General features: G+C 66.1%; 17 protein-coding genes. 12 read left to right on the top strand and 5 right to left on the bottom strand.

Annotated elements, in window-relative coordinates; genetic code table 11:
• Positions 1–16 precede the first annotated feature (16 nt).
• Positions 17–799 carry an SDR family NAD(P)-dependent oxidoreductase gene (locus tag JN531_RS05490; protein WP_228347856.1) on the bottom strand — a complete coding sequence of 261 codons (783 nt, stop codon included), beginning with the start codon at positions 797–799 and terminating at the stop codon, positions 17–19.
• A gap of 310 nt (positions 800–1109) precedes the next feature.
• On the opposite strand from JN531_RS05490, the gene JN531_RS05485 reads away from it, so the two are divergent.
• On the top strand, positions 1110–3395 hold the full coding sequence (locus JN531_RS05485; protein WP_228347855.1) for a TonB-dependent receptor: 2286 nt from the start codon (positions 1110–1112) through the stop codon (positions 3393–3395).
• Between the two features lie 59 nt (positions 3396–3454).
• On the opposite strand, the gene JN531_RS05480 is transcribed toward JN531_RS05485, so the two are convergent.
• Positions 3455–4318 carry an SDR family NAD(P)-dependent oxidoreductase gene (locus JN531_RS05480; RefSeq protein ID WP_228347854.1) on the bottom strand — a complete coding sequence of 288 codons (864 nt, stop codon included), beginning with the start codon at positions 4316–4318 and terminating at the stop codon, positions 3455–3457.
• A gap of 159 nt (positions 4319–4477) precedes the next feature.
• Here JN531_RS05480 and JN531_RS05475 point away from each other — a divergent pair, with 159 nt between their 5' ends.
• Positions 4478–5776 carry a hemolysin family protein gene (locus JN531_RS05475; RefSeq protein ID WP_228347853.1) on the top strand — a complete coding sequence of 433 codons (1299 nt, stop codon included), beginning with the start codon at positions 4478–4480 and terminating at the stop codon, positions 5774–5776.
• A 43-nt stretch (positions 5777–5819) separates the two neighbouring features.
• Complete coding sequence (locus tag JN531_RS05470; RefSeq protein ID WP_228347852.1) at positions 5820–6416, top strand: hypothetical protein; 597 nt, start codon at positions 5820–5822, stop codon at positions 6414–6416.
• A 30-nt stretch (positions 6417–6446) separates the two neighbouring features.
• On the opposite strand, the gene JN531_RS05465 is transcribed toward JN531_RS05470, so the two are convergent.
• From JN531_RS05465 to JN531_RS05455, 3 genes are read right to left on the bottom strand one after another with little or no spacing between them, the layout of a single operon-like run.
• Positions 6447–7997: a FadD3 family acyl-CoA ligase gene (locus JN531_RS05465; RefSeq protein ID WP_228347851.1), complete on the bottom strand. Its 1551-nt coding sequence runs from the start codon at positions 7995–7997 to the stop codon at positions 6447–6449.
• A 59-nt stretch (positions 7998–8056) separates the two neighbouring features.
• A complete protein-coding gene (locus JN531_RS05460) occupies positions 8057–8827 on the bottom strand; it encodes an SDR family oxidoreductase (RefSeq protein WP_228347850.1) in 771 nt (256 codons plus the stop codon).
• A 35-nt stretch (positions 8828–8862) separates the two neighbouring features.
• Positions 8863–10548 (bottom strand): FAD-binding protein, encoded by a 1686-nt coding sequence (locus JN531_RS05455; RefSeq protein ID WP_228347849.1) that lies wholly within the window; start codon positions 10546–10548, stop codon positions 8863–8865.
• Between the two features lie 237 nt (positions 10549–10785).
• Between JN531_RS05455 and JN531_RS05450 the strand changes: the two genes are divergently transcribed.
• From JN531_RS05450 to JN531_RS05410, 9 genes are all read left to right on the top strand, one after another.
• Positions 10786–11676 carry a VOC family protein gene (locus JN531_RS05450; protein WP_228347848.1) on the top strand — a complete coding sequence of 297 codons (891 nt, stop codon included), beginning with the start codon at positions 10786–10788 and terminating at the stop codon, positions 11674–11676.
• A 6-nt stretch (positions 11677–11682) separates the two neighbouring features.
• Positions 11683–12573, top strand: coding sequence for a CoA transferase subunit A (locus tag JN531_RS05445; protein ID WP_366522417.1), 891 nt, complete (start codon positions 11683–11685; stop codon positions 12571–12573).
• Between the two features lie 2 nt (positions 12574–12575).
• Positions 12576–13370, top strand: coding sequence for a CoA-transferase subunit beta (locus tag JN531_RS05440; protein ID WP_228347846.1), 795 nt, complete (start codon positions 12576–12578; stop codon positions 13368–13370).
• Positions 13367–14263 (top strand): enoyl-CoA hydratase, encoded by an 897-nt coding sequence (locus JN531_RS05435; RefSeq protein WP_228347845.1) that lies wholly within the window; start codon positions 13367–13369, stop codon positions 14261–14263. The genes JN531_RS05440 and JN531_RS05435 overlap by 4 nt, the downstream gene beginning before the upstream one ends.
• Positions 14263–15345, top strand: coding sequence for an NAD(P)H-dependent flavin oxidoreductase (locus JN531_RS05430; protein WP_228347844.1), 1083 nt, complete (start codon positions 14263–14265; stop codon positions 15343–15345). The genes JN531_RS05435 and JN531_RS05430 overlap by 1 nt, the downstream gene beginning before the upstream one ends.
• Positions 15342–16109 (top strand): enoyl-CoA hydratase family protein, encoded by a 768-nt coding sequence (locus tag JN531_RS05425; protein ID WP_228347843.1) that lies wholly within the window; start codon positions 15342–15344, stop codon positions 16107–16109. Before JN531_RS05430 ends, JN531_RS05425 begins: the two co-directional genes overlap by 4 nt.
• Positions 16106–17272: an acyl-CoA dehydrogenase family protein gene (locus tag JN531_RS05420; RefSeq protein WP_228347842.1), complete on the top strand. Its 1167-nt coding sequence runs from the start codon at positions 16106–16108 to the stop codon at positions 17270–17272. The genes JN531_RS05425 and JN531_RS05420 overlap by 4 nt, the downstream gene beginning before the upstream one ends.
• 69 nt (positions 17273–17341) lie before the next feature.
• Positions 17342–18400 (top strand): acyl-CoA dehydrogenase family protein, encoded by a 1059-nt coding sequence (locus JN531_RS05415; protein WP_228347841.1) that lies wholly within the window; start codon positions 17342–17344, stop codon positions 18398–18400.
• Between the two features lie 19 nt (positions 18401–18419).
• Positions 18420–19568 (top strand): acetyl-CoA C-acetyltransferase, encoded by a 1149-nt coding sequence (locus JN531_RS05410; RefSeq protein ID WP_228347840.1) that lies wholly within the window; start codon positions 18420–18422, stop codon positions 19566–19568.
• Positions 19569–19573: the final 5 nt, after the last annotated feature.

The following is a 19573-nucleotide window of genomic DNA, read 5'->3' as shown; positions in this document are numbered from 1 at the left end:
GCGGCGCCAACCTTGATCAATCCACCCCCGGCGCGCCGGGAAACCCGACGTAGTACTGACCGCAGACCATGCCGCCGTCGACCGTGATCTCGGCACCGCAGAGATAGCTGGACTCGTCGCTGGCGAGGAACAGCGAGGTGCGTGCTACTTCCATCGGGTCGCCGACCCGCTGCATCGGCACCATCTGGTAGCGCTTGTTGACGTCTTCGCGTGTCTCGCCGTAGGGGTTTCCCATGGCGGTATCCACCCCGCCCGGGTGCACCGAATTCACACGCACTCCGCGGTGGCCGTACTCCATGGCCGCTACCTTGGTGAGCCCGCGCAGCGCCCATTTGCTGGCGCAGTAGGCGCCGAGACCATTGGCCGCCTTCATGCCGTCCACCGACGAGATGTTGACGATCGATCCGCGCCCCTGCGCCAGCAGCGCTCCGCCCACCACCTGCATACCGAGAAACGCACCGGTCACATTGATGCTCAGAACCCGCTCGAAGGCTGCCTTGTCGGTGGTCTGCAGCGTCTGGAACAGCAACACCCCGGCGTTGTTCACCAGCACGTCGATACCACCGAAACGGGATTGCGCCGTCGCGAGTACCTGCTGCCAGCTTGCCTGGTCGGTAACGTCGTGACGCAGAAAGTGAGCGTTGTCACCCAGGCGGTCGGCGAGCGCCTGACCTTCGGCTTCCAGCAGGTCGGCGATGACCACTTTGGCGCCCTCGCGCACAAACAGTTCGACGGTGGCGGCCCCCATGCCGCGGGCGCCTCCAGTGATGATGGCAACCTTGCCGGCAAGACGGGACATGCGATCACTCCAACCAGGATGGACCTCTCTGGGCCCGGGAGCCGAACGGTCGCACCCAGCCCCGGTTCACGGCTTCGTCCGGATGCATGAATGCCCGGGCCAGAGTGGAATCGCGAAGCGACGTATCGCGACGATGGCCAGCGCCAAGGTGCATTAGCGGCACCACCCAACAGCGACATCGGCTCGTGGCGCGGCACTCCACCAAAACTCACCGAAACGGAGGAGGCCGCAGCACCGACAGAGGCGTAACAAGAACATCGGAGTGCCCGCAAGAGGCACCCACCGAACATCCACCGTCGCGAGGAGAACCATGCACAACCGACTTCCCCTGTGGGGCGGCCTCATCGCCGCTGCCTGCAGCACCAATGCCTTTGCCCAGGACCCCGCCAGCCCAGACGCGACCGATGCCCGCGCCGCGTCAGCGGGACAGATCGAAGAGATCGTGGTGACCGCCCAGCGCCGCGAAGAGCGGCTGCAGGATGTGCCGATGGCACTGTCGGCGTTTTCCAGTGACCAGATCGAGTCCCGCGGGCTGGAAAACCTCAGCGACCTCAACGCCATCGCCCCCGGCCTGCAGATCAGCCAGACACCGTCGAACACCACCATCTCACAAATCTCGATCCGCGGCGTGACGCAGATCAACCCGGCCATCTACTGGGACCCGGCGGTGGGCGTGTATGTGGATGGCGTCTACATCGGCAAGTCGCAGGGCTCCATCTTCAACGTCGTTGACCTGGAGCGCATCGAAGTGCTGCGCGGCCCGCAGGGCACCCTGTATGGTCGCAACACCCTGGCCGGCGCCATCAATCTGGTGACCCGCGCCCCGTCCGGCAGCTTCAGCGGCAGTGCCAGCCTTGAGGTCGGCAACTACAACGCCGTGGTGCAGCGGGTGTCGGTGGACCTGCCGCAGATCGGCAACGCCCGCATCTCGTTGGCCGCCCGCAGTGAGCGCCGCGACGGCTGGGTAGACACCGACCGTCTCAGTTCGCGGCAGGACCTCAACAATCGCCAGAACGACGGCCTGCGGTTGGCCGTCGACTATGACCTCAGTGATAGCCTTCTCGCGGAGTACCGTTTCGACCAGTCCAACGTCGACCAGTCCAACAACTTCACCCAGCTCTACCGCATCGACATTCCCTTCCTGCAGCCTTTCGCCTCGACCGAGCGGCAGGAGCAGGCCAGCGTCAACGCGCCGTCGTTCGAGCAGGCTCGCATCCTTGGCCATTCACTGACGCTGACGCAGGACTTCAACAACGGCTATCAACTGAAGTCGATCACGGGCTATCGCAAGCTGGAGTGGAATGACTCGCTCGACCTCGACGGCTCGCCGCTGGATGTGGTGGTTACCCAGCGCTTTACCGACTACGACCAGTTGTCGCAGGACCTGCAGTTCCTCGGTAGTTTCGATACCTGGAACTTCGTCGCCGGCCTCTATTACTTCGGCGATGACGGCGCGACCGACAACCCGCAAAGCTTCTTCGCGCTGGACCCGATGAACGCGGCCTACTTCGACTCGCGCTACGCCACCAAGACCGATGCCTGGTCGGTGTATGGCCAGGTGGACGTCCGCCCGCTGGACCCGCTGACGCTCACCGCGGGCCTGCGCTACACCCACGAGGAAAAGCAGCTGGAGCGGGCCTTCGGCTTGAGGCAGAACCCGCTGGACCCGTTCTTCTACATCATTCCCGAAGGCACCTCGGCCGAGGACACCTTCTCCGCCACCACGCCAATGTTCTCCGCCACCTGGCGCTTCAGCGATGATGTGAACGTGTATGCCCGCTACGCCGAAGGCTTCAAGAGCGGCGGCTTCAACGGCGAGTTCAGCCAGCCGCCGAGTGGCGACCCGGTGGAGGACATCCCGGCGCTGATCGCCCTCAACATTGCCGAGACGCAGACGCCGTTCAAGCCCGAGCAGTCGCAGACGTTTGAACTGGGCATCAAGACCCAACTCGCCGATGGCCGCGCGCAGATCAACGCCGCCGTGTTCCACAACAAGATCGACGATCTGCAGACCTCCATCTTCCTCGGCAGTGGTGCTGCCGCCACGGTGATCCGCAATGCCGGCAAGGCCACCATCCAAGGTCTGGAACTGGAAACCGCCTTTGTGCTGTTCCCCGGCACGACCCTGCGCGCCAACATGGCGCTGCTTGACCCCGAGTACGACGAGTACATCGACGGCGGGGTGGATGTCGCCGACAACCGCGCCTTCGTCCACGCGCCGGACTACAGCTACAACGTCGCCCTCGACAGCGAGCTGCTGCGCCGCAGCTGGGGAACGCTGCGGGCCATCGTCGACTACGCCTACACCGATGACTTCTACACCTACACCTACCAGCTGGACGGCAGCAATCCTGGCGCCCAGGTGGCCGACAACAGCCAGGTGAAAGGTCATGGTCTGCTCAACCTGCGGCTGGCAATTGTCGATGCGCCGTTGGGCAGCCTCGGCGTGGGTGAACTCGCACTGTGGGCCCGCAATGCGCTGGACGAGGATGAAGCCACCAATTTCATCGACTTCGGCCCTGGCTTCGGCAACCTCACCATTGCCAACTTCGTCGAACCTCGGACGTTCGGCATCAGCGGCGTTATCCGCTGGTAGCCTCCGCGGGCGCAAAAAAATGGGCGCCAACAGGCGCCCATTTTGTTTGCGGGATGTCGCTATTCCACGACCGCCGGATGTGGCGGCGTCGGCGCTCCCAGCATCGGCCGATGTGACGGCGGCTGCCGCCCCTCATCGGTGAGGCCGTAGGTCTCGGCCAATTCGGCGCCAATGTGGACCTGGCCGGATTTCTCCATTCGCTGCGGATCCCGGTACAGCGCCGACAGAATGTGCCCGGTGAACTGCGGCGTCTCCGCAATCTCCCAGAAGCCGGCGTACTTCTCGGGTTCGCTATCCATCACCCGCTTGGTGCGCTCGGTGCGCAGCATGCCCATCCAGATCGATGCGGTCGCCACGTTGTGGGCCTTCAGGTCCACGCCCATGTCCTTGGCGAACTTGTCGACGCCGACCTTCTGCGCGCCATAGGCCGGGCCGTGCATGTAGCAGCTGGCGCCGAAGCTGGAGGTAAAGGCGATCAGCCCGTTCTTCTGCTTCACCATCAGGGGCGCTGCATACCAACTGGCCACATAGGCTGAACGCAGGCCGACATCGAGAATATCGACCAGATCCACCGACTTCTCCCAGAAGCCACCCTTGATGATCAGATCGTCGTGCAGAAACGTGGCGTTGTTGACCAGAATGTCCACCCGCCCCTGCTCGCGGGCGATGCGCTCGAACAGTGCCTTCACGTCGGCGTCCCGGGCGTGATCACAGGCCACTGCGATGCCCTGGCCGCCCGCCTTCGTCACGGCCTCTGCGGTGCCGGCGATGGTGCCCGGAAGCGGGGCGTCGCCTTCCTTCAATGACCGCCCGGTGACATACACCGTGGCGCCCTCCGCCCCCAGCGCCTCGGCGATCCCCTTGCCGGCGCCACGCGACGCGCCCGTCACCACGGCCACCACACCCTTCAACGGCTGATTCATTCCAGGTCCTCGGTCTTGAATGGGCCGGGCTCAAAGCCCGACATTGTTCGCATCGGACCTTAGCGCCCGTCACGAGCGCGGACCTCGTCAGTTTGTGTGAAGGGGCGGCCGCTCGTTGATGCGGCATACTGGTCTGCCTCCCTGGCCGAAGTCCCTGTCTTGATTCTCAATCTGATGATTGTCGGGCTGCTGATCATGCTCAACGGCCTGCTGGCGATGTCGGAGCTGGCGGTGCTGTCGTCGCGTGATGCGCGGCTACAGGCAATGGCGCGACGCAAGGTGGCCGGTGCCCGGGCGGCCTTGGCGCTGCGCGCCCGGTCCGGGCGCTTCCTCAGCACGGTGCAGATCGGGATCACCCTGGTGGGCGTGTTTGCCGGCGCCTTCAGCGGTACCACGCTGGCGCAGCCGCTGGCCGACGCGCTGCTGGCGCAGGGCATGACCGAACGCTTTGCAGACGAGCTGGCCTTCTTTGTGGTGGTGGCATCGGTGACCTACCTGTCGCTGATCATCGGCGAGCTGGTGCCGAAACAGATCGCCCTACGCAACCCGGAGCGGGTGGCCGCGCTGGTGGCGCCGCCGATGCAGTGGCTGGCGCGGCTGGCCCGGCCAATGGTGTGGCTGCTGGATGTATCCACCCGGCTGATTCTCAAGCTGATGCCGGCGCGCAGCGAAGGCAGCCGCATCACCGACGAGGAGATCCACGCCCTGGTGGCTGAGGCGGCGTCCTCCGGCGTGGTCGAGCCCGAAGAGCGGCAGATGATTGCGGCGGTGATGCGGATTGCCGACCGCAAGGTGCGCGGCTTGATGACGCCGCGGCAGGATGTGGAATGGATCGATCTGGACGATCCGTTGGAAACACAGTTGCAGCAGCTCAAGGATTGTCGGCACAGCAAGATGCTCGCCGCTCGTGGGCAGATCGACCAGTTCGTCGGCTGGGTATCGGTCAAACGCCTGTTCGACGCCCTGCTCGACGGGCGCGAGCAGCTGATCCCCAGCGAGTTCGTCGAAGAAGCCCTGGTGGTGCCGGAGACGGTGGATGCGCTGGTGATGATCCCCAAGCTGCGCGCGGCGCCGTTGCGGTCGGCCATCGTGGTGGACGAGTTCGGCTCGCTGCAGGGGATCGTCACCGTCGGCGACATCCTGTTGGCCGTCGCCGGCGGCCTGCTGGACGATGCCGGCGAGCAACCCGCGGCCGTCATGCGTGCCGATGGCGGCTGGCTGGTCGATGGGGATCTTCAGATCGACGCCCTGGCCGATACCCTGCAGCTGAACCTGCCCGCGGGCCGCGACTACGAAACCGCCGCCGGCATGGTGCTGGCGTTGATGGGCACCTTGCCCCGGGTCGGCGAGACCGTCGAGCTCGACGACTGGATCATCGAGGTGCTGGATCTGGACGGCCGCCGCATCGACAAGTTGCTGTTTCGCCGCCGCCACGAGACCGCCATCATTGATGGCTGACGATGCCCGTGTGTGGGGCTGATCATTTCGAAAAGGATGCTTTGTGACGCTTGCCACCCTCATTACCGCTGCCGACTTCCATGATCTCGTTGAAGGCGCGTTCCAGACCGAGACGCCCACGGTGGCGGCGTCCGAATCCGAACTCGGCGCCGAGCTCGAACACTTCGCCAGCCCCGAGGCGATCCGCCTCAAGGCGGCGGCATGCATCGCCGCGCGGGTGCACAACTATGCGTTCGGGTTGTGGTACCCGTCGATGAAGGGCGAGGTGTTCGAGCGCATGGTGGTGCTGGACCCGCCGCGTGACGGCCACACGTTTCGGTACTCGCTGAGTGGGTGGGGGATCATCCGCCTTCATCTCTACTGCGCGCAGCCGGGCACGTTGCAGTGCCGTTTGGCGGTGAACACCGAGGCGCGGTCGCTGGCACGGCAGGATCGCTATCCGGAGCTGGGCCCGGTGTCGGCCTGGGACTGGAAGGCGGTGGAGGCCTACGCCTTCCGGCTGTCACGTCGGCTGGCGGCCATGGGGAAAACGGCGCCGGTGGCGCAGCCGCAGGCGCGGGTGCCGGAACCGGCCGCGGAAGCGCCGGTCGCCAACGCCCCAGCGCCGCGGCCTTCGCCGTGGGGCACGCCCAGGGAGTGAAGCGGGCACGAAGGGGGACGAAGCCCGCCCTCAGTCCCCCCGCAACGCGAATTTGGTGACCTTGCCGGAGGCATTCATCGGCAGCGTCTCCACCACCGCGATCTGGCGTGGCACCTTGTAGTTGGCCATCTGCTCGCGGCACCAACCGATCAGCGCTTTTTCGTCCACCGTTTGGCCGGGGCGGGGCACCACGTAGGCCTTGCCGACCTCGCCCATGCGCGGGTCCGGCACGCCGACGATGGCGACCTGGGCGATGGCCGGATGGGCCGCCATCATCCGTTCGATCTCGGCCGGGTAGCAGTTGAAGCCGCCGCTGATATAGAGGTCCTTCAGGCGGTCGGTGATGCGCACGTAGCCACGGGCATCGAGGTTGCCGACATCGCCGGTGTGCAGCCAGCCGTCGGCGTCGATGGCCTCGTCGGTGGCGGCGAGATCATCCAGATAGCCCTGCATCACGTTGTAGCCGCGCACCACGATCTCGCCGGACTCCCCCGGCCCCAGCGGCTGGTTCTGTTCATCCACACAACGCAACTCGATCCCGGGGATCGCCTTGCCCGAGGTCAGGGCGATGGTTTCGGCGTCGTCCTCGGCGTCGCACAGCGACACCACGCCACAGGTCTCGGTGAGCCCGTAGCCGGTGAGCACCACCTGGAAGCCCAGCTCTGCGCGGATGCGCTCGATCAGGCTGGGGGCGATGGCGGCGGCGCCGGTGATGGTGGCGCGCAGCGACGACAGGTCGGTGCCAGCCCGCGCCGGATCGTTCAGCAGCGAGATGAACAGCGTCGGCGGCCCTGGCAGCACCGAGATGCGGTCAGCCTCGATGCGCCGGAGGATGGCGCCGGCATCGAACACCGCGTGCGGCAGCACCGTCAGGCCGGCCATCAGGCCAGCCAGCCAGCCCACCTTGTAGCCGAAGGCATGGAAGAACGGATTGGCGATCAGGTAGCGGTCGTCGGGGTGCAGCCCCACCGCCTTCGACCAGGCGCGGATCACCCGCAGGTTCTGCGCATGCGTCGTGACCACGCCCTTGGGGTGGCCGGTGGTGCCGGAGGTGAACATCACATCCATGCGGTCACTGGCCTGCACCGCGGCACTGGCCGTCGTGATGTCGGCGGCGGGGATGGCGGTGCCGCCCGCGAGGAAATCCGCCCAGCCCAGATCACCGGCCTGCGTCTCGCCGATGACCACGACGTGTTCCAGTGTCGACGGCCGATGGGTGCCCAGCACGCTGGGGAAGTGCTGGCCGAGAAACTGCCCGGCACAGAACAGCACGCGGGCGCCGCTGCGTTCGAGAATGTAGGCCGCCTCCGGGCCTTTCATGCGCGTGTTCACCGGCACCAGCACTGCCCCCAGACTGTGCAGCGCCAGCCCGGCGACGATCCACTCGACACTGTTGGGCGCCCAGATCGCCACCCGGTCGCCGTGGCCGACCCCGAGCGCCCGCAGCGCGCGTGCGGCCTCGACACGACGGGCCTCCAGCGTGGTGTAGGTCAGCCGCGTACCGTCCTCGCCAACCACGGCGGTACGGCCGGCAAACTGCTGCACCGATTCCGCAAACGCCGCCGCCACCGTTACCGCCATACCAAGCTCCTTCGCCTCACGCCTCACGCCTCACGCCTCACGCCTCACGCCTCACGCCGTCAATCCGCCCACATCAGGTAGCCGTTATCGATCCGCATTTCGGCGCCATTGATGAACCGTGACTCGTCCGAGGCGAGGAACAGCACCAGATTGGCGATGTCGGCCGGCTGGGCAAAACGCGCCTGCAGCTGTTTCGGATCCTTCTCGCGCACGTAGGAGGTGTTGGTGCCGCCCTGCTGCTTGTGCAGGTTGAACACCATCGGCGTGGCGATACCGTCCGGGTGGATGGAGTTGCAGCGAATCTTGTAGAGCTGTGCGCGGCAGTGGGCCGCTACGGTGCGGGTCAGCCCGGCCACCGCCGCCTTCGAGGCACTGTAGGCGGCAAACGAGGACACCCCGCCAATGCCGGCCATCGACGACATGTTGACGATCGACCCCGACGGACGATCCTTCATGGCCAGAAGCCCATATTTGCAGCCGAGAAAGTAGCCGGTGCTGTTGACCTTCTGGATCTTCTCCCACAGCTCCAGCGACGTGTCCTCGATGGTGGCCTGCGCCAGAATGGCGGCGTTGTTGACCAGAATGTCGACCCCGCCGAAGGCGTCGGTGGCGGCCTTGATCGCTGCGATCCAGCCGTCTTCGGAGGCGATGTCATGTTTGACGAACAGCGCCTGCTCGCCGATCTCCTGGGCCAGCGCCTGGCCAGCCTCCTCGCTGACATCGGTGATCACCACGCGCGCGCCTTCACGCGCCAGCAACAGCGCATCCTCGCGACCGACGCCGCTGGCACCGCCGGTGATGATTGCAACCTTGTCTTGAACCCGTCCCATCAAACCCTCTCCTTGTTGTGGTGATGTCGCCGCCGTCAGGCCGCGTGTGCCTGGTGTTCGGTGGCGGCTGCGCAACGCCCGGCGCGGCGACCGGAAAACAGGCAGTCGGCCAGCGACAGCCCGCTGACATAGCCGTTGGAGGCGACGCCGACCGCGGCACGGCCGGCGGCATAGAGCCCCGGCAACGGCTGGCCACGGCCATCCAGCACCGCGCCATCAGCTTCGCGCACGCGCAAGCCGCCAAGCGTGATGGTCGGGCAGGGAAAGCTGCGGCTGTCGGCCGAGATGTTGAGCGCGTAGTACGGCGGGGTATCCAGCGGTGCGCGCATGTCATCCGCCTTTTGCAGTGCATCGGTGGCACCGCTGTGGGCATCTGCGGTGTAGCGCGTCACGGTCTGCTCAAGTGCGGCAGCCGGAAGTCCGATCTTCTCCGCCAGCGCTGTCAGTGTCCGGGCGCGGGGTGCGAACAGCATCATGAAAAAGGCGGGCACACTCTGGAAGAACCACAGCTTGCCCGACAGGGCTTCGCGAATTGCCTTCCAGCGCAGCGCCTTGTCGAGAATCAGCCAGGCCTTGCCGCCCTGACCATCGACCATCGCCACCCCGAGGCGGGCGCCGTACACCTGTTCGTTGCAGAAGCGCTGGCCCTGCTGGTTGACGACCACGCCGCGCGGCCAGGCCGTCGGCGGGTTGATGAAGCGCCACGCCGAACCTTTTTCCATCCGCTGTACCGCTCCGCCCACGGATTGGCCAAGACGAATGCCGCTGCCATCACAGCCGGTGGCGCCGAGCCGCATGGCTGGCAGGTAGTTGGGCGCGTGTTCGGTCACCATCTGCCGGTTGAAGATGAAGCCGCCGGTGGCCAGCACCACGCCGCGCCGGGCCCGCAATCGCAGCGGCTTGGCTTCGGTGAGCTCCAGCGCGCGCGCTTCGGCCCGCAGGCGGTCGGCCTTGGCCGGCGCCACGTTGTGCCATTTCTCGGCGCTGCGCATCAGCTTCTGGTGTTTCAACTGGGCGGCGGAACCTGGCGGCAGCTGCCAGAGCTCGGCGCCGATGATGCGGCCGCCGACCCCGGTGATCAGTCGCCGCACGCTGGTCTGACGCATCACCGGAATGCCCTGCTGGTCAACCTGCCGACGCAGCACGGCAAACAATTCACGGCCGGAGTCGATGCCCGGTGCTTTCACCCGGTGCCCGCGTGGGGCCGGCTTGGCCTCGGCGGCGAAGGTCGGTGCGGTTTCGCTGCCGGAGTAATACAGGTAGGTCCCGTTGGGCGGATACGAGGTCTTCGGCGGCGCCGGGTGCGAGCTGAACTGCACGCCCAGGCTCTCGAGCCAGGCCAGCATTTCCAGGCTGCCCTCGCAGAAGGCGCGCAGGGTGTCCTCGCTGACGGCGTCGCCGCACTCCTGACGCAGATAGTTGAACATTGCCTCCGGCGTGTCCTCGTAGCCGGCTTCCCGCTGGTAGCGAGTGCCGCCGCCGAGATAGACGACACCACCGCTCTTGATGGTGGCGCCGCCGCCGTCAAAGCGCTCGGCAATGCGGACATCGGCACCGTTGGCCCTGGCGGTCAGTGCGGCGGCGCCGCCGGCGGCGCCAAAGCCCACCACCAGGACGTCACACTGATCGTCCCAGTCGAAGCTGTCGGGTTGCGGGATGGCCAGCGGCGCGTCCACGGGAAGAACGCCATCGGGCGTCCGGACGTCGGGGGAAGGGGCCATGGGCGTACGTGTGTTGCCGGTCGGGGGTCCCGGCGGATTATTCGCCATCGCCGCGCCGAATCTTCGTCCGTTCAGGTGATCCGACGCGCAGTGACCGCAGGCGCATCGCGCGTCGTCGCTCAAGATGCCGAGCGCAGTCCTTGTGCCGAGGTTCCCTAACCCCAACGGGTGAAGCCTCGCCACCCTCGCGTTCTGATAATTCAGGCCACCAAAACAAACCCGCAAGAGGGGCTGTTCATGCCGATCATTCAGGCTCTGGCCTACATCGTGGCCGAAACCACCGACGCCGCCCGCTGGCAGCAGTATGGCGAGCAGACGCTTGGCGCCATGGTGATGCCGCGGGCCGACGGCGGCGTCGGCGTCAAGGTCGACCGCCGCGATGCCCGCATCCACGTGGTCGCCGGTGATGCCGACCGCTACGTCGCCTCCGGCTGGGAAGTGGCCGATGACGCCGCATTCGACACCGCACTGCAGGCACTGGCTGCGGCCGGCGTCGCGGCTCGCGAAGAGGGTGGGCTGGCCACGGCCCGAGGGTTCCGGCGGCTGGCCGTGTTCGCCGACCCCGATGGCAACCGTCACGAGCTGGTCACCGGGTATGCCGGTGACGACACGCCGTTCGTCTCGCCCATCGGCGTCAACGGCTTTGTGACCGGCAAGTTCGGCATGGGGCACACCGTGTTGCCGGCGCCGGCGCACTTCGATGCCACCCTCAAGCTGTTTACCGAGGTGTTCGGCATGGGGCTGTCGGATGTCTTCAATTTCCAACCTGGCCCGGATGCGCCGGTGATGCGCATCTACTTCCTCCACGGCGCCAGTGGCCGTCACCACAGCCTGGCACTGGCCGAGATGCCGAGCCCGTCCGGCTGTGTGCACGCCATGCTCGAGGTCGATCAGCTCACTGACGTCGGCAAGGCCTACGACCGTCGCGAGAAGGCCGAGGTGAAGCTGATGGCCACCCTTGGCGAGCACGAGAACGATCGCATGACGTCGTTCTACATGGCGACGCCCGGCAACTTCGCCCTTGAGTACGGCTGGGGCGGTATCGAAGTCGACCCCGCCACCTGGCAGACCACGCAGACTAAGCAGGTATCGATCTGGGGTCACGATTTCTCGGTCGGGTTCCGCTAAGTGATCATCAACAAGGAAAAGACGCCGTCCGAGATCGTTGCCGAGCTGCGCGATGGCATGACCATCGGCATCGGCGGCTGGGGTCCGCGGCGCAAGCCGATGGCGCTGGTTCGCGAGATCCTGCGCTCGCCGTTGAAGGACCTCACGCTGGTCGGTTACGGCGGCATGGACATGGGCATGCTCTGCGCCGCCGGCAAGGTGAAGAAGCTGATCTACGGCTTCGTCTCGCTGGACTTCATCCCGCTGGAGCCGTTCTTCCGCAAGGCCCGTGAGGCCGGCACCATCGAGGCGATGGAACTGGACGAAGGCCTGCTGCACTGGGGCCTGCGCGCCGCCGCGATGCGCCTGCCGTTTCTGCCGACCCGCGTTGGCATGGCCACCGACCTGGTCACCAAGGTGAACCCCGGTCTGAAGACCGTCACCTCGCCGTATGCCGACGGTGAGGTGCTGCTGGCGATGCCAGCGATCCCGCTCGACGTGGCGCTGCTGCACGTCCACAGCGCCGACCGCCTGGGCAACACCCGCCTGTATGCACCGGACCCGTTCTTCGACGAGCTGTTCGCGCGCGCGGCCGAGCGTTGCTATGTCAGTTGCGAAACGCTGGTGGACCACATCGACAGTGACGAGCGCGATGCCCAGCACAACCCCTTCGAGCGCAACCTGGTGACCGGCGTCAGCTGTGTGCCCGGTGGCGCCCATCCCACCTCCAACGTGGCACTGCAGGGCGCCGGTTATGGCTGGGATGCCAAACACATCCAGCGGTATTGCACCGCGGCCGAAGGTGACGACGGCTGGGCGCAGTACCAGGCCGAGTTCCTCGGGGGCGACGAGGCCGCCTACCAGCACGCCGTTGGCGGCGCGGAATTCATTCGATCCCTTCCGCGGCAGGTGTTCTGATCATGTCGACGACCTTTTCCCTCGCCGAACTGCTGATCTGCACCTGCGCCGATGTCTGGCGTGAAGAAGGCGAAGTGCTCGCCACCGGTATCGGCATCATTCCGCGGCTGGCCCAGGGGCTGGCCAAACGCACTCACAGTCCCGGACTGATGATCACTGACGGCGAAGCCTTTCTCACCGAAACCCCGGTGAGCATTGGCGCCAAATCCCATGAAGGCCGCGCCTATGGCGGCTGGATGCCGTATTCGCGCGTGTTCGACAACCTGTGGCGCGGGCGCCGCCATGCGTTGGTCGGGCCGGTTCAGGTCGATCGCTGGGGACAGGCCAACATTGCCTGCATCGGCGACTACGCCAAGCCCAAGCGCCAGCTGCTGGGGCTGCGCGGCTTCCCCGGCAACAGCATCAATCATGCGAACTCCTTCTTCGTCCCCAACCATGGCCCGCGGGTGTTCGTCGAGGGCGAGGTCGATGTGGTGTGCTCGGTGGGCTATCGCGACGAGCGCTGGCCGGCCGGCGTGCGGCGCGACCTGATGAAGATCCATCAGATCGTGACCAATCTGTGCGTCATGGATTTCGGTGGGCCGGACCACGCCATCCGCGTGGTCAAGCTGCACCCAGGTGTCGGCTTTGCCGAGGTGCAGGCAGCCACCGGGTTTCCGCTGATCGAGGCGCCGGAGATCAGCGAGACCGCGCACCCCACCGAGGAACAACTGGCGATTATTCGCGAGCTGGACCCGCGGGATGTGCGGGCGAAGCAGTTGAAAGACAATCCTTCAGGCATCCGGGGCACCGCATGACCGACTTGGTCGATCCCCAAAGGGTGGACATCACCTACGAAACCGATGAGCCGGTGCTGTACCGGGTCGACGACGGCGTGGCCTGGCTGACGATGAACCGGCCGCAGTTCCACAACGTGCAGAACTCGCAGATGACCTACGCGTTGGACGCGGCCTTCCAGCGCGCCGTCAGCGACGATAGCGTCAAGGTCATCGTGCTCGCCGGCAGCGGCAAGCATTTCTCTGCCGGGCATGACATCGGTACGCCGGGGCGCGACGTACACAAGACCTTCGACCGTACCCACCTGCTGCCGGACCACACCAACAAACCCGGCGCAGAGCTGCTCTACACCCGCGAGCATGAGGTATATCTGGGCATGTGCCGCCGCTGGCGTGACATCACCAAGCCCACCATCGCCATGGTGCAAGGCGCCTGCATTGCCGGCGGCCTGATGCTGGCCTGGGTCTGCGACCTCATCGTCGCCAGCGACGATGCCTTCTTCCAGGACCCGGTGCAGCGCATGGGCATTCCGGGGGTCGAGTACTTTGCCCACGCCTTCGAGTTGCCGCCGCGTGTGGCCAAGGAGTTTCTGCTGCTGGGTGAGCGGATGCCGGCGCAGCGGGCCTATGGTTTCGGCATGGTCAACCGCGTGGTGCCACGCGACCAGCTGCAGGCAGAGGTGCAGGCGATGGCCGACAACCTCAAGCAGAAGGGCCGCCTCGGCCTGTGGCTGACCAAACAGGCGATCAACCATGTGGAAGAACTGCGCGGCAAGCGCACCGCCATGGACGCGGTGTTCCACATGCATCACTTTGCGCACGCCCAGAGCGACCTGACGCAGGGCAACCCGTTGGGGGGACAGGACGCCAAGTCGATGGCCGCCGCCAACAAGCAGTCCGCTGGCGACAGCTGATGGCCAGTCTGCATACGGTGCTGTGTGATCGGCTCGGCTGTCGCTATCCGGTGGTGCAGACCGCCATGGGCTGGGTGGCCGACAGTCGGCTGGTGATCGCCACCAGCGAGGCCGGTGGCTTCGGCTTTCTCGCTGCAGCCGTGATGTCCACCGACACTTTGCGACAGGAGATCGCCGCCATCCGTGCCGGCACGACGGCCTGCTTCGGCGTCAATTTCCACATGTTCCAGGCCAATGCCCGCGAGGTGATCGAGGTCATTCTCGAAAACGCCGATCGCGTTCGTGCCATCAGTTACGGCCGTGGGCCCGATGCCGCCACCATTGCGCGTTTCAAGGCTGCTGGCGTGCTCTGCATGCCCACCGTCGGGGCGCTCAAGCACGCGCAGAAAGCGGTGCAGCTGGGTGCCGATATCATCACCATCCAGGGCGGTGAAGGTGGCGGCCACACCGGCAGCGTGCCCACCACCCTGCTGTTGCCGCAGGTGCTCGACGCCGTCGACGTGCCGGTGGTGGCGGCGGGCGGGTTCTACAACGGTCGCGGATTGGCTGCGGCGCTCGCCTTTGGCGCCGCTGGCATTGCCATGGGCACCCGCTTCCTGATGACGGCGGAGTCGCCGGTGCCCGCCGCCACCCTGAAGAAGTACGTCGAAGTCCGGGACCCGGCGCAGATCCGCGCCTCCACCGCCGTCGACGGCATGCCGCAGCGCATGATCGACAACCCCACCCTGCTGCGACTGGAACGCGGCGGCCTGCTGCGGCGCCTACTGGTGGCGCTGGCCAGCGCCTGGCAGTGGCGTGGTCAGACCGGCATGACCATCGGCCACATGGCCCGCACCTTTTTGGCCGCGCTACGCGAAGGCGACGGCGCGATCCAGACAATGATGGCGGCCAATGCGCCGGTGCTGATCCAGCGCGCCATGGTGCAGGGCCACCCCGACGAAGGCGTGCTGCCCAGCGGGCAGGCCGCCGCCAACATTGATCGGCTGCCGCCAGTGGCCGAGGTCATCGCCGGCATCGTCGCCGAAGCGCAGGCGCGTCTTGACGCGCTCACCGGCACCGTCACCGCCAAGGAACCCGCATGAGTCACGGCTTTCACACCACCCTCAACGATGACGGCATCGCCGAAATCGTCATCGACCGACCTCCGGTCAATGCCCTCGACGATGCCGGCTGGCACGCGCTGGCCGACGAGATTGAACGGGTCGGGCGTGATGCCGCGACGCACGTCATCGTGTTGCGCGGCGAAGGCCGCGGCTTCTGCGCCGGGGTCGATATCAAGCAACTCGACCGCGAGCCCGAGCGCATCGTTTCGGTCAACGCCGGAAACTACCGCAGCTTCGAGGCGGTCCACCGCAATCCGGTGCCGGTGATCGTCGCCGTGCACGGGTTCGTGCTCGGTGGCGGCATCGGCCTCGCTGGCGCGGCCGATATCGTGGTCGCCAGCGACTGCGCTACCTTCGGCGTGCCCGAGGTCGACCGCGGCGCCATGGGGGGTGGCGCGCACCTGCAGCGTTTGTTCCCGGTACAGAAGGTGCGTGCCATGTATTTCACCGGTGCGCCGATCACCGCAGCCGAGGGCTATCGGCTCGGCGCCATCGAGTGCGTGGTCCCACGCGAGCAGTTGCGCGAGGCCGCATTGGCCCTTGCCCGCACCATTGCCGCCAAGAGCCCGGACATGATCCGGCTCGCCAAGGAATCGCTCAACGGCATCGAGGACGGCAACCTGGAAGACAAGTACCGCTGGGAGCAAGGCTTCACCCTGCAGGCCTACATGAGCAAGGACTCCGCTGAAACCCGCCGTGCCTTTGTCGAAAAGCGCGACGCCCAGTTTTCGGGAAAATCATGAGACTGGCCTATACCGAAAAACAGAAGGCCTTCCGTGCCGAAGTGCGGGCATGGATGGCGGACCATGTGCCGGCGGCGCCGCTGCCGAGCTTTGATACCGAAGCGGGGTTTGCCGCGCACCGCGAATGGGAGCGCACCCTCAACCGCAACGCCTTCAGCGCGGTGACCTGGCCGAAGCACCTTGGCGGTCGCGGCCTGGATCTCATCGAGTGGCTGATCTTCGAGGAAGAGTACTGGGCCGCCGGGGCTCCCTTGCGGGTCAACCAGAACGGCGTCTTCCTGCTCGCCCCCACCTTGATGGAGTACGGCACCGACGAGCAGAAGGCACGGTTCCTGCCGCGCATGGCGGCCGGCGATGACATCTGGGCGCAAGGCTGGTCGGAGCCGGGTGCCGGCTCCGACATGGCGGCGATCCGCAGTAAAGCGGTGCGTGATGGCGACCACTACGTCATCAATGGCCAGAAAACCTGGTCGACGCGCGCGGTCTGGGCCGACTGGCTGTTCGGCCTGTTCCGCACCGAGCCGGAGTCACAGCGTCACCACGGCCTCACCTTCGTGCTGCTGCCGCTGAACCTGCCGGGTATCACCATTCGCCCCATCCAGCAGCTCAACGGGTTGCCGGGCTTTGCCGAAATCTTTTTCGACAACGTCCGGGTGCCGGTGGAAAACCGCCTCGGTGGCGAAGGCGAAGGCTGGAAAATCTGCATGGCCACCGCCGGCTTCGAACGCGGCCTGATGCTGCGCTCACCCGCCCGGTTCCAGCAGACCGCGCGACAGTTGGTGGATCTCTATCGCGCCAATCGCGAATCAGCCGATGCGGATCCGGCGATCCGCGATGCCGTGCTCAAGAGCTGGATGGATGCCGAGGCCTATGCCCTGGCGACCTACCGCACCGCCAGCCGATTGGCCAAGGGGGGTCAGATCGGCGCGGAAGCCTCCACCAACAAGATCTTCTGGTCGGAGTTGGACCTGCTGATGCACGAGACGGCGATGAGCATTCTGGGCGCCCGCGCGGAACTGATGGCGCACGCACCGGATGCCGGTGACATCGGCCACTGGCTGGACGGATTCCTGTTCGCCCAGGCCGGGCCGATCTACGCCGGTACCAACGAGATTCAGCGCAACATCATTGCCGAGCGCATGCTGGGTCTGCCCCGCGCATGAGCACGCCGATGACCCCCACCGATTCCCGATTCCCGACTCCCGATTCCCACGCGCCGGGGGCGCGATAGCATGGACTTTACCTTCGACGACCAGCAGCTCGCCTTCCGCGATGCCATTCGCAAGTTCCTGGTGGTGGAAGCCGCGCCAGAGATGCTGCGCGGCATTTGGGAAACCACCAAGACCGGCCGTTCGGCGGAGCTGCGAAGCAAATTGGCTGACCAGGGCCTGACCGCATTGTCGGTGCCCGAAGCGTTTGGCGGCATCGGCCTTGGCGCCACCGATTGGGTCATGGTGCAGCAGGAGCTTGGCTATCACGGCATCCCTGACTCGCTTGTCGATACCGCATTTCTGGCGGTTTGGTTGCTCAACCAGTTGCCGGCCAGTGTCGAGCTCAAGCGGGCCTGGTTGCCGCGCATTGCCGAGGGCCGTGCCCGGGTCGCCATCGGCCATCCGATCAATCCCCTGGTCGCCGACGCTGAAGCGGCCGACCTGCTGCTGTTGTGGCATGACGACGAGATTCACGCCGTCCCGCCGTCGCAGGCGACGCTGCGCATCAATCCCAGCATTGATCTGTCACGGCGCCTCTATCACGTCGACTGGACGCCGTCGGCCGAGACCCGCATCGGCACCGCCGCCATCGGTGCACCGTTGTGGCAGGGGCTGATCGATCAGGCCGGGCTGGCCGTCAGCGCCCAGCTGTTGGGGCTGGCACATCGCATGCTCGATCTCGGTGTCGACTACGCCGCCCAGCGCAAGCAGTTCGGCAAGCCGATCGGCTCGATGCAGGCGGTGAAACACCACATGGCGGACGTCGCGGTCAAGGTGGAGTTTGCCGAACCGGTGGTCTACCGCGCCGCCGATGCCCTCGACAGTGGACATGCGCTGCGCGCTGTCCATGTTTCGCACGCACGGTTGGCGGCGGGTGAGGCGGCGCGGCTGGCCGCCCGCAAGAGCATCCAGGTGCACGGTGCCATGGGCTACACCTGGGAAGCCGATCTGCAGATGTTCATGAAGCGCGCCTGGGCACTGGATGCGACCTGGGGCGATCGCAAGTATCACAAGCGCCGCATCGACCAACACATTCTCGCGGATGCCGCACCGCTGGGTCCGCAGCACACCTTCATCTGATCCTCACCGGGAAAGCCCCATGCCTGAAGCCTATATCGTCGACGCCCTGCGCACCCCTACCGGCAAGCGCAAGGGCAGCCTCGCCCACCTGCACGGCGCCGATCTTGGCGCCCATGCCCTCAAGGCGCTGGTGGAGCGCAACGCCATCCCGGCGGGCGACTACGACGACGTCATCTTCGGCTGCCTTGATGCCATCGGCCCGCTGGCCGGCAACATTGCCCGCACCGCCTGGCTGGCCGCCGGCCTGCCATTGCACGTGCCCGGTGTCACCATTGATCGCCAGTGTGGGTCGTCGCAGCAGGCCGTGCATTTCGCCGCGCAGGCGGTGATGAGCGGCACCCAGGACGTGGTGATTGCCGGCGGGGTGCAGACGATGACGCAGATCCCGATCTCGTCGGCCATGCTCTGCGCCAAGCCGCTCGGCTTCGACGATCCCTTCTCCGGGTCGACCGGCTGGAAGGCCCGGTTTGGTGACCAGCCTGTATCGCAATTCCACGGTGCGCAGTTGATCGCCGACAAGTGGAAGATCTCACGTGAGGCGATGGAAGTCTTCGCGCTGGCATCGCACCAGCGTGCCCGCAAGGCACAGGCCGAAGGTCGCTTCGACCGCGAGCTGTTGGAGACGGCTGGCCTCACGGTCGACGAAACGGTGCGCGATACCTCGCTGGAGAAAATGGCGACGCTGGAACCGCTGGCCCCCGGTGGCACGATCACCGCCGGCGTCTCCAGCCAGACCGGCGATGCTTCGGCGGCGATGCTGATCGTGTCCGAACAGGCCCTCAAGCGCTACAACCTGACCCCGCGTGCACGCATTCATCACATGAGTGTTTACAGCGACGATCCCATCTTCATGCTCAGCGCGCCGATCCCCGCGACCCGCCATGCGATGAAGAAGAGCGGTATGTCGATGAATGACATCGACCTGGTCGAAATCAACGAAGCCTTCGCCCCGGTGGTGCTGTCGTGGCTGCAGGACATCGGCTACCCGCACGAAAAGACCAACGTCAATGGCGGTGCCATTGCGCTGTCGCATCCGCTGGGCGCCACCGGCGTCAAGCTGATGACCACGCTGCTGCATGAGCTCGAACGCACCGGCGGCCGCTACGGGCTGCAGACCATGTGCGAGGGCGGCGGCGTCGCCAACGTGACCATCATCGAACGGCTTTGACGATC

Origin of the sequence: Flagellatimonas centrodinii (assembly GCF_016918765.2) — a bacterium.
Taxonomy (GTDB): domain Bacteria; phylum Pseudomonadota; class Gammaproteobacteria; order Nevskiales; family Nevskiaceae; genus Polycyclovorans; species Polycyclovorans centrodinii.
This window is presented reverse-complemented; position numbering and strand designations above follow the sequence as displayed.

Excerpts from the sequence above, each read along its gene's own strand:
- JN531_RS05490 (WP_228347856.1), bottom strand. The coding sequence starts at position 799 with ATGTCCCGTCTTGCCGGCAAGGTTGCCATCATCACTGGAGGCGCCCGC.
- JN531_RS05485 (WP_228347855.1), top strand. The coding sequence starts at position 1,110 with ATGCACAACCGACTTCCCCTGTGGGGCGGCCTCATCGCCGCTGCCTGC.
- JN531_RS05480 (WP_228347854.1), bottom strand. The coding sequence starts at position 4,318 with ATGAATCAGCCGTTGAAGGGTGTGGTGGCCGTGGTGACGGGCGCGTCG.
- JN531_RS05465 (WP_228347851.1), bottom strand. The coding sequence starts at position 7,997 with ATGGCGGTAACGGTGGCGGCGGCGTTTGCGGAATCGGTGCAGCAGTTT.
- JN531_RS05460 (WP_228347850.1), bottom strand. The coding sequence starts at position 8,827 with ATGGGACGGGTTCAAGACAAGGTTGCAATCATCACCGGCGGTGCCAGC.
- JN531_RS05455 (WP_228347849.1), bottom strand. The coding sequence starts at position 10,548 with ATGGCCCCTTCCCCCGACGTCCGGACGCCCGATGGCGTTCTTCCCGTG.
- JN531_RS05450 (WP_228347848.1), top strand. The coding sequence starts at position 10,786 with ATGCCGATCATTCAGGCTCTGGCCTACATCGTGGCCGAAACCACCGAC.
- JN531_RS05440 (WP_228347846.1), top strand. The coding sequence starts at position 12,576 with ATGTCGACGACCTTTTCCCTCGCCGAACTGCTGATCTGCACCTGCGCC.
- JN531_RS05435 (WP_228347845.1), top strand. The coding sequence starts at position 13,367 with ATGACCGACTTGGTCGATCCCCAAAGGGTGGACATCACCTACGAAACC.
- JN531_RS05430 (WP_228347844.1), top strand. The coding sequence starts at position 14,263 with ATGGCCAGTCTGCATACGGTGCTGTGTGATCGGCTCGGCTGTCGCTAT.
- JN531_RS05425 (WP_228347843.1), top strand. The coding sequence starts at position 15,342 with ATGAGTCACGGCTTTCACACCACCCTCAACGATGACGGCATCGCCGAA.
- JN531_RS05420 (WP_228347842.1), top strand. The coding sequence starts at position 16,106 with ATGAGACTGGCCTATACCGAAAAACAGAAGGCCTTCCGTGCCGAAGTG.
- JN531_RS05415 (WP_228347841.1), top strand. The coding sequence starts at position 17,342 with ATGGACTTTACCTTCGACGACCAGCAGCTCGCCTTCCGCGATGCCATT.
- JN531_RS05410 (WP_228347840.1), top strand. The coding sequence starts at position 18,420 with ATGCCTGAAGCCTATATCGTCGACGCCCTGCGCACCCCTACCGGCAAG.